Origin of the sequence: Halorientalis regularis (assembly GCF_023698535.1) — an archaeon.
Lineage (GTDB): Archaea > Halobacteriota > Halobacteria > Halobacteriales > Haloarculaceae > Halorientalis > Halorientalis regularis.
The window spans coordinates 73064-81253 of the sequence record NZ_JALJCL010000017.1; the positions used below are offsets into that span (position 1 = coordinate 73064).

General features: G+C 69.4%; 11 protein-coding genes and 1 other RNA gene. 4 read left to right on the top strand and 8 right to left on the bottom strand.

The window, feature by feature from the left end; all coding sequences use genetic code 11:
• Positions 1–9 precede the first annotated feature (9 nt).
• Positions 10–615 (bottom strand): TIGR00296 family protein, encoded by a 606-nt coding sequence (locus MU521_RS18775; RefSeq protein WP_092690990.1) that lies wholly within the window; start codon positions 613–615, stop codon positions 10–12.
• A 123-nt stretch (positions 616–738) separates the two neighbouring features.
• Between MU521_RS18775 and rnpB the strand changes: the two genes are divergently transcribed.
• Positions 739–1190, top strand: an RNA gene (gene rnpB / locus MU521_RS18780) — RNase P RNA component.
• A 79-nt stretch (positions 1191–1269) separates the two neighbouring features.
• Complete coding sequence (locus MU521_RS18785) at positions 1270–2259, top strand: hypothetical protein (protein ID WP_092690993.1); 990 nt, start codon at positions 1270–1272, stop codon at positions 2257–2259.
• Here the strand turns inward: MU521_RS18785 and MU521_RS18790 are convergent.
• From MU521_RS18790 to MU521_RS18810, 5 genes are all read right to left on the bottom strand, one after another.
• On the bottom strand, positions 2256–2690 hold the full coding sequence (locus tag MU521_RS18790) for a dCTP deaminase/dUTPase family protein (protein WP_092690995.1): 435 nt from the start codon (positions 2688–2690) through the stop codon (positions 2256–2258). The two genes, MU521_RS18785 and MU521_RS18790, sit on opposite strands and share 4 nt — an antisense overlap.
• A gap of 42 nt (positions 2691–2732) precedes the next feature.
• The gene (locus tag MU521_RS18795) at positions 2733–3440 is read right to left on the bottom strand and encodes a sensor histidine kinase (RefSeq protein WP_092690997.1); all 708 of its coding nucleotides are present in this window, start codon (positions 3438–3440) and stop codon (positions 2733–2735) included.
• A gap of 87 nt (positions 3441–3527) precedes the next feature.
• Positions 3528–4637, bottom strand: a complete 1110-nt coding sequence (locus tag MU521_RS18800; protein WP_092691000.1) for an aminopeptidase — start codon at positions 4635–4637, stop codon at positions 3528–3530.
• 45 nt (positions 4638–4682) lie between these two features.
• Entirely contained in the window at positions 4683–5201 is a 519-nt protein-coding gene (locus MU521_RS18805) for a GNAT family N-acetyltransferase (protein ID WP_092691002.1), read from the bottom strand.
• A 65-nt stretch (positions 5202–5266) separates the two neighbouring features.
• Entirely contained in the window at positions 5267–5875 is a 609-nt protein-coding gene (locus MU521_RS18810; protein WP_092691005.1) for a class I SAM-dependent methyltransferase, read from the bottom strand.
• 97 nt (positions 5876–5972) lie between these two features.
• On the opposite strand from MU521_RS18810, the gene MU521_RS18815 reads away from it, so the two are divergent.
• On the top strand, positions 5973–6212 hold the full coding sequence (locus MU521_RS18815) for a DUF7576 family protein (protein WP_092691007.1): 240 nt from the start codon (positions 5973–5975) through the stop codon (positions 6210–6212).
• A gap of 151 nt (positions 6213–6363) precedes the next feature.
• Positions 6364–7005 carry a TetR/AcrR family transcriptional regulator gene (locus MU521_RS18820; RefSeq protein ID WP_092691010.1) on the top strand — a complete coding sequence of 214 codons (642 nt, stop codon included), beginning with the start codon at positions 6364–6366 and terminating at the stop codon, positions 7003–7005.
• A gap of 1 nt (position 7006) precedes the next feature.
• Here MU521_RS18820 and MU521_RS18825 read toward each other — a convergent pair whose 3' ends face one another.
• Together MU521_RS18825 and MU521_RS18830 are read right to left on the bottom strand one after the other, a co-directional pair.
• Positions 7007–7600, bottom strand: coding sequence for a DUF4188 domain-containing protein (locus MU521_RS18825; protein ID WP_092691013.1), 594 nt, complete (start codon positions 7598–7600; stop codon positions 7007–7009).
• On the bottom strand, positions 7600–7959 hold the full coding sequence (locus MU521_RS18830) for an SHOCT domain-containing protein (RefSeq protein ID WP_092691015.1): 360 nt from the start codon (positions 7957–7959) through the stop codon (positions 7600–7602). The genes MU521_RS18825 and MU521_RS18830 overlap by 1 nt, the downstream gene beginning before the upstream one ends.
• Positions 7960–8190: the final 231 nt, after the last annotated feature.

Genomic DNA, 8190 nt, shown 5'->3' on the forward strand with positions numbered 1-8190 from the left:
ACGTCCGCGTCAGAAGTCCACTTCCTGAATCGAGCCTTCGGGTTCGCGCTCGCGGAAGACCCGGCCCTCGAAGAGGGTGACCATCGTGTCGTCGTCCTCCCAGGCACCCGGCGCGAGGCCGGTGGTCCGGCAGGCTCGGTCGAGGTACTCGGCGGCGCTCCAGCCGTTCTCCATGGGTACTGTGGGGTAGAGCCAGCCGCTCTCGGCCCCGCGCTCGACGGCGACGCCGTGGCGGCCGAGTTCGATGTCCGCGAGCGGGTCGTCGGTCAGGACGACGTTGCCGACGATACACACCGAGACCGAGATCGAGGAGAGTTCGGCGGTGTCGACGCCCGACCCACAGGAGTCCTCGCTGGCGGCGTCGATGGCCGCGTCGACCAGTGCCTCCCCGAGGTGGTCGTTCCAATCGTAACTGCCGGCACAGCCGCGCAGCCGGCCCCGGCCGTGGGTGTTCTCCAGTCGGACGAACGCCCCGGTTCGAAGGTAGAAGGCGTCGCGCATGCTCCCGAGTTGTTCCCGTGTGCCGTTCGCCACGAACGACTCGACGGCGTCCCGGGCCAGTTCCACGGCTCGGACGCCGTCCGTCTGCGTGAGATCGACCGCTGCCTCTGACATTGTCTTCGTTATGGGTACCGGCTCCTTGAAGATTCCTAAATTATCGTCCCTCTGGCACTCCCGGTTAGACCGGGGTCCGAATCGACCGAACGCCTTAATCCCGGGCGCCGTCTACGTCTCGGTGGCAGAGGGAGTCCGGCCACCGTGCCCCGGACCGCAACCGCGCAAGGGGCATGAGGAAAGTCCCCCCACCGTCCGGGCAGGTGACCGGGCGCAAGCCCGGAGCGGGAGACCGCTGGCTCTGGAACAGAAACGACACCACTCCGCGCGAGCGATGAGGCGTGCGAACCCCGACCGTAAGAGAGGGGGAGTTGACCCGCCGAGCGTTGGGAGGTCTTCGACCTCCTGAAAGGCGAACGGCGCAGCCGTGAGCCAGACGGCGAGCGGGCCTCGCCCGCTCGCTCGTTCGTGGCGACTTCGTCGCCACCGGACCGCGGAGAACGGATGGAACGGCGAACCCTCTCCGGTGCAAGCCCGCGTCGTCAGGTAGCCCGGACACCGCCGGATTCGGCGACCTGGCGCGGGCGCGTAGCCGAATGCCGGATCGAACAGAAGGGGGCTTACTCCCCTCAGCCGCTCGACCCCGTGAGCGACCGCCATCGCGAGTCGTCTCGCCCACAATTGTCTTGACCGTCGACACCGACTACCCGGTAGATGAGGTCAGCCGTCGCCGTCGGCGCCGTCCTCGCCGCCGTCGTCCTGGCCGGGTGTTCGCTGCCCAGTGAGACGCTCGGGGCAGGTACGGACCCGTGGTCCGAGACCGAGTTCGTCGTCGCCGTGGACGCGGGACCCCGGGATTCCGCCGATAACTACACGGCCGACACCCGCGCGGCCATCGCGTTCTGGGAGGCCAACGCCCAGCAGTACCTCGGCCACCCCGTCGAGTTCACCCTGCGACCCGACGCCGCCGACCCGGACGTGGTGGTCCGCGTCGTCGCGGAAGTGACCGACTGTGGGACCGAAGAACACGCCGCCGGCTGTGCGCCGCTGGCCGACGACCTCCGGGAGCAGCCAAAGCCCGTCACGGTGCGGGTCAGGCGCGGCTTCGACCGCGAGTCGACCCGACAGGTCCTCAAACACGAGTTCGGTCACATTCTCGGGCAGGGCCACGACGACCGGCCGGCCGACGTGATGATGGCCAAAAGTACGCTCGCGACCGAACCCCGGCCGGACGCGACCGAGCGGCCCGTCCCCTGGCGCGACCCCGAGCTGGCGGTCTACCTGGACGCCGGCAACGTCTCGGCCGAGGACCGCGCGCAGGTCCGCGAGCAGATGGGCCACGCGCTGGACTACTACGCCGACGGCGCGGCCGGCACGGTCCCGGCCAACGTCTCCTTCCGCCGGGTCGACGACCGCGCGGCCGCGGACGTGGTGATCGCTTTCCCCAACGAACTCCCCTGTGAAGCGATCGACCGGTCGCGGGGCTCCTGTCGCCAGCTCACCGGGATCGATCCGGACGGCGACGGCGCGAGCGAACGGTACACCCGCGCCGAGATCTACCTGACGGGACTGGCACCCGACGCGGTCGGCTGGCACGTCGGTCGCTGGCTCGGCGACGCCTTCGGTGCTGCCGACGAGTCCGACCTCGCGCCGCCGTTCCGCGACGCCTCCTACGAGGACCGCCGCAGTGACTGGTGGCGCTAGTCGAGACCGACGACCGTCGACACGCGCGCGTTCTCCTTCAACCGGAGTCCGGTACCGCCGATCGACAGCGGCACACGGTCCAGTTCTTCGACCCGGAGCGTCGGGTGGACGGCTCCGCGGGCCAGCAGTTCGTCGCGCGTCTGGACGACGAGTCGGCGGTCCGCCGGCGCGTCGTCGGCCACGGACTCGTTGTATTCGAGCAGGTACTGGCCGGCGTCGAGGTGCCACCACTCGTAGTCGTCGTCGGCGTCGCGTTTCCGACTGGGATGGGGCTCGGTCTCGGCGGGGTCGAGTTCGCCGCCGCCGAAGTCGACTCGGCCGGGAGTGGTCACCTCGTACACCTCGGACACCGTGAGGTCGAGGTCGCCGTCCTCGGTCTGGGTCGGTTCGTGGACGATCCCCTCGACGAACCGCGCTGGATCGGCCTGCATACCCACGAATCGTCGTGCGCGACTGAAAAAGTCTGACCCGGCTCAGGCGCTCGCATCCGCCCTCGCCACGGTCTCGTCGCCGTCGGTCTCCCAGGTGGCGTAGAAGCGAACGTCGGAGACGACGATCCGGGCCCCGCCGTCCTCGCTCTCTTCGATCTCGACCCCCCAGTCGTAGGTGTGACAGAGCGTCCGGACCACGCCGAGACCCAGTCCCTGGCGGTCGCTGCGGGTGCTGTAGCCCAGTTCGAAGACCCGCTCGCGTTCGTCCTCGGGGATGCCCGGCCCGTCGTCCTCGACGGCGAACCCGTCGCGAGTCCGAACGAGCCGGACGGTCACGTCTCGGCCGCCGTACTCGGTCGCGTCGTCGGCCGATGGCCGACTGCTCGTGGAACCGTGTTCCACGGCGTCATCGGACTGCGTCCGATGGCTTGCCGAGGCTTCCCCGGCAACGTCACCAGAACTCTGCGAGTTCTGGTTGCCTGTCGAGCCGTGCTCGACAGCGTTCTCGAACAGCGCCTCGAACAGGCCCTGCAACTTCTCCGGGTCGGCCGACACCGCGAGCTCCGTGTCTACCTCGACCGTCAACTGCGCGGACGGTGGTGCGGTCTCTTCCCACGCCGCGGTCGCCGTGTCCGCCAGCACCACCTGCGTCCGCTGGGACCGGCTCCACAACCACAGCCCGTAGGCGGCGAGGACGGCGACGATGCCGCTTCCCAGTAGCGCCACTTTCAGTACGGCTCCCGCGACCATCACACCGAAATTCGACAGGTACGGTAAAAAGTCTCACACCCGAATTTTTCGATTCGATAGTCGAGCGGTGGAAGAAGGAGTCCGAGACTACGCCTCGAATCCGTCTTCCCAGCGGAATACGCCAGCCGCCTGCACTACGTCGCCGTCGATCTCTAGCCGGGACCCCCCGTCCATCCGGCGGATCAGGTCGACGTGGACCGCCGACTCGTTGCGTTCCTCGGCGTGACCCTCCGGGAAGTTCGAGGCGTAGGCCCGACCCAGCGCCATGTGGACGGTACCGCCCATCTTCTCGTCGAAGAGGATCGTGTCGGTGGGGCGGTCGATACCACGGTTCATGCCGATCCCGAGTTCGCCCAGGCGCTTCGCGCCGGCGTCGGTCTCCAGCGTCTCGGCGATGGCGGACTCGCCCTGGGCGGCCGAGAAGTCGACGACCTCGCCGTCCTCGAAGGTCAGCGTCACGTCCCGAACCCGGCGGTCCGAGATGGTCATGGGCACGTCGAACAGGACCTCGCCCTCGACGGACTCGACGACGGGCGCGGTGAAGACCTCGCCGCTGGGCAGGTTGTGCGAGTCGTAGGCCACCGAGGCCGCGGAGTTGACCGCGATCCGGTTCTCGACTGACATGGTGAGGTCGGTCCCCTCGCCGACGATCCGGACCTCGCGCCCGTCGTCGAGCAGGTCCTTCAGCTGGCCCATCTCCGCGGCCAGTGACTCCCAGTCCCGGAGGACGGCGTCGTAGACGAAGTCCCGGTACTCCTCGTGGGCCATGCCGGCCTGCTGTGCGAGCGAGCGGGTGGGGTGCACAGTAGAGACCCAGTCGGTGCCGAGACGGGCCTCCCGGATCCCTTCGCGGGCGCGGGCCGCGGCCTGTCGGCGTTCGCTGGGCACGTCCGCCAGCGCCGTGGTGTTGCGCCCGCCGCCCAGCGAGAGGACGCTGTCGGCCTGTTCGTACATGTCGAGTTCGTAGGCCGGATCGTCGTCGAAGTCGCCGTCGTGTGCGCGAAGGTACGCCCGGCGCACCTCGTCGGAACTGTACACGGTCAGGCAGTTCGCGCCGCGCTCACCCAGTTTCTCGGCGACGGCGACCGCGAGGTCGTGGGCTCCCTCCGCGACCCGAAGGACCACGTCGTCGCCGGCCTCGATGCGTGCGCTCCAGTCCACCAGCGTCTCCGCGTGGTCGTAGACGCGCTGATCCATGCCGACGAGAGGGACGGCACCGTCAAAATGTCAGTGGTCCCCCGCTCACCGCTCGAACTCCGCGGCCAGCAGACCGAACAGGAGTGTGTCCCGGTACGCCCCGCGGATGTAATCCTGTTCGCGGAGCCGCCCCTCCTGCTGGAAGCCGAGCTTGTCGAGGACGGCCATCGAGGCGTCGTTGTGCTCGAACACGCGGGCCAGCACCTTGTGGAGGCCCCGATCAGCGAAGGCGTGGTCGAGACAGAGTTCGGTCGCCTCGGTGGCGTAGCCCTCGCCCTGCTGGTCGGGCGCGATCCAGCAGCCGAGTTCGGCGTGGTCCCGGTGGGGTTCGACGTCGAACAGGAAGACGAACCCTACCGGTGTCCCGTCCAGGCAGGGGAGGAACTGGACGGCCGCGTCGTCGTCGAGGAAGGCGGCGAGGTCGTCCTCGTGGACTGGTGTGGGCGTGGGTGCGCCCGCTCGAACCGCGGGGTCGTTGCCGTGTTCGAGCAGGAACTCGCGGTCGTCGGGCGTGACCGTCCGGAGGATCAGCCGGTCGCCACGGAGGAACGTGTGGCCGGGCATACCGACCCGTCCGGCCCGTCGACTGAAAAAGGTAGGCTGGCCGACTGCCGCCGACCGATCCGCGCTCAGGCCCGCAGTTCCGCGAGAAGAAAGAGGGCGGCACTCCCGAGTGGGTCGTCGACGTGGCGTTCCCAGCGAACGTCGAACCCGGCCGCCCGGAGTTGCTCGCGGGTGCGGTCGCGGCCGGGCGTGCTGAAGAACATCCGTTCGTCGCTCCCAAGCCAGCCGCGTCGAACCGTCTCGTAGCGCGACCCGCCGACGGTCGTGAGGACGAGTCCGCCGGGACGGAGGACGCGCGCGAACTCCCGGTACACGTCGGGGTGGTTGGCCTGCGGGACGTGGAAGACGGCGTGGTAGGCGGTGATCGCGTCGACGCTGCCCGCCTGGAGGGGGAGCCGGGTCATGTCGCCCTGCACGAGGCGAGCCACGGGGACGTTTCGCGCCGCCAGGTCCAGCCCCGCCCGGGCGAAATCGAGTCCGACGCGGTCGGTTCCGTCGAGGTTCGCGAGCGTCCGCTGGCCGTCGCCACAGCCCACGTCCAGCACCCGCGGGTCCGCTGGGAGCCGTTCGACCAGTTCGTCGAGGAGCGCCACGTCGTTGCCGTCGGTCGGTCGCGTCCGTGCGTACGTCTCCGAGAGCGCCTCCCAGGACTCCTTGACCTGTCTGCGGTCCATGGCCGCCGTACGGGCCGGACGGATATCGACCTTCGGTCCGGGACCCGGGGCCCGCCGCCGCGCCGGGTTCATCCGCCTGCGGCCCCAAGCGGGAGTGATGCGGCTGGCAACGCCCCACCACGTCGGCGGTCGCTACTACGTCGAGGCCGTCTCGATCGGCCGGGACCCCGACAGCGAGACCGTGCGCGACTGTCCCAGCTGTGGCGGGCACGTCTTCGACGACGAGTGGCACCTGATTGCGACCGTCCTCGACAGGGCCAGTGACGCCCGACAGCGCCACGTCTACTGTGGCGACGACTGCTTTCGCGGCTGGCTCCGGCTGTTCGCCGGCGGCTGAGACCGCACTCGACGGGCCCCGCTCGTGGTCCGGGTCTGCGGTCGGGCGACCCGTGTCACGCTCTGTGTGGTACACGGTGATGTCGGGGAACCCGGCCGGTCGCTGTGACGGTCCCGGTGGGTTGACATGGGCCGGTCACGGAGTCGGGGACATGAGCGAGGAGTCCGGCGCGGACGGCGAAGACGTGCCCGAACCGGCCCGTGAAGAGGTCGTCCAGTCGGTGTTGCGCGCGCTGGCCGAACACGGCTACGCCGGGCTGACGACCAAACGCGTCGCGGCCCAGTCCGACAAGAGCGAGGCGTTCCTGTTCTATCACTACGACACCAAAGAGGACCTCGTGGTCGCGTTCCTGGAGTGGGCCGTCGAGCGACTCTCCCGCCGGCTCGCGGCCCTCGACGACGAAGACCCCGTGACACGGCTGTACGCCGCCTGTGACCTGCTCCTGGGGGACACCGACGACGACCTGGACCGGGGAATCAACGTCGCGATGATGGAGTTGCTCGCCCACGCGCCCCACAACGAGCGGTTCCACGACCGACTGGTCGACTACGAGCGGGCGGTGCTGAACGACCTGGCGGGCGTCGTCCAGGAAGGGATCGACGCCGGCGTCTTCCGTCCGGTCGACCCCGAGGCGACGGCGGCGTACCTGCTGATGACCACCGACGGCACCGCGGGCGCAGTTATGGCCCTGGAAATGGACGACGTGGACGCGATGGTCCGGGAGCGGCTGTTCGACTACGTCGAGCGGACCGTCCTCGCCGAGAGCGTCGACCCGCCCGCGGACTGGCAGTAGCTCAGTCGTCGCCCGCGTCGGTCGCCTCGGCCCGCCCGAGCCGGTCGGCCGCGGTCTCGCGGTCGCCGGTCGCCGGGACGAGATCGGTCCCCTCGGCCGCACCGAGCCCGTGGGGCGGGACGTTGTTGTACACCGACTCGTGATCGTCCTCGCCGACGACGTACGTCTCGTGCCAGATGCCGACCGCGCTGTCGTCGGCGGTTCCGTCCTGGTAGTAGTCGACCCACGCTGGCCGGTGGCGTCGCTCTGTGTCGTGGGCGTACTCGCGAAGGGCCTCGAAGGATTCCCAGTACTGGACGAAACCGATGTTCCGGAGGCCGGGGCCGACGACGGTTCGGCTCCCCAGCAGGCCGGAGTCGGGGTCGGACTGCAGTTCCCGGACCATCCGTGGGGCAACAAGCGCGACGGGGAGCCAGCGGTGGACCTTCCAGAACCGGTTGATCCGCATGCCGATCTGGAAGACGACGAACTCGCCGTCGCGGTCGGCCTGCACTTTCTCCGTGACGACGCGATTCCCCTTCCGACCGCCGTCCGCGCGCCGCGCCGGGCCGACCAGCGATGCCAGCCAGCGCCGAAGCCGGTCGAGAACGGCCATCAGTCGTCCTCCGTCTCCAGCAACCGTTCGAGGCGGCGCTCGAACGCCACGTCGTCGACCTCGCCCTCGGCGTAGCGTCGCCGAAGCGCCGCCAGCGCCTGGTCCTCGTCGTCGGCCACGTCGTCGGCGGTGCCGGCGGTGCCGGTGGTGTCGGCCCGCGACTTGGCTCGGCTCACCGCCAGCGGGAGAACGCCGCCGTACCCCACCGGGAAGGCGATCCAAGCCCAGTCGATTCCCAGCGCCAGCCCGCCGAGTCCGACCGCCAGCACCGCGAGCGAGACGACTCCGGCCGTCCGCGCGACGGCCTCGCCCGCCGCTCCGTCGAGTCTGCCGTCGAACGCCGCTTGATGAGTGGTCATACGCGAACGTATGGTGTCATCCGCAATAAAACTACTGAGTAAGCACTTACTTTGTGACCGCGGCGGTTGTTGGCCTGTGGCGGACCGGCGGCCAGTGCGTCGTTGCGGTGCGGAACCACCAGCATCCGCGCTCGCAGAGCGAGCGCGGTTCGCCGGACGCGAGCCAGTGGCTCGCGTCCGGAATGTTTTTATACTAAATTTTTGCGACGAGTGGTGCGCGCTCCGCGCGCA

Coding starts and splice junctions, on each gene's coding strand:
- MU521_RS18800 (WP_092691000.1), bottom strand. CDS start 4,637: ATGGATCAGCGCGTCTACGACCACGCGGAGACGCTGGTGGACTGGAGC.
- MU521_RS18825 (WP_092691013.1), bottom strand. CDS start 7,600: ATGGCCGTTCTCGACCGGCTTCGGCGCTGGCTGGCATCGCTGGTCGGC.
- MU521_RS18775 (WP_092690990.1), bottom strand. CDS start 615: ATGTCAGAGGCAGCGGTCGATCTCACGCAGACGGACGGCGTCCGAGCC.
- MU521_RS18830 (WP_092691015.1), bottom strand. CDS start 7,959: ATGACCACTCATCAAGCGGCGTTCGACGGCAGACTCGACGGAGCGGCG.
- MU521_RS18810 (WP_092691005.1), bottom strand. CDS start 5,875: ATGGACCGCAGACAGGTCAAGGAGTCCTGGGAGGCGCTCTCGGAGACG.
- MU521_RS18795 (WP_092690997.1), bottom strand. CDS start 3,440: ATGGTCGCGGGAGCCGTACTGAAAGTGGCGCTACTGGGAAGCGGCATC.
- MU521_RS18785 (WP_092690993.1), top strand. CDS start 1,270: ATGAGGTCAGCCGTCGCCGTCGGCGCCGTCCTCGCCGCCGTCGTCCTG.
- MU521_RS18815 (WP_092691007.1), top strand. CDS start 5,973: ATGCGGCTGGCAACGCCCCACCACGTCGGCGGTCGCTACTACGTCGAG.
- MU521_RS18790 (WP_092690995.1), bottom strand. CDS start 2,690: ATGCAGGCCGATCCAGCGCGGTTCGTCGAGGGGATCGTCCACGAACCG.
- MU521_RS18805 (WP_092691002.1), bottom strand. CDS start 5,201: ATGCCCGGCCACACGTTCCTCCGTGGCGACCGGCTGATCCTCCGGACG.
- MU521_RS18820 (WP_092691010.1), top strand. CDS start 6,364: ATGAGCGAGGAGTCCGGCGCGGACGGCGAAGACGTGCCCGAACCGGCC.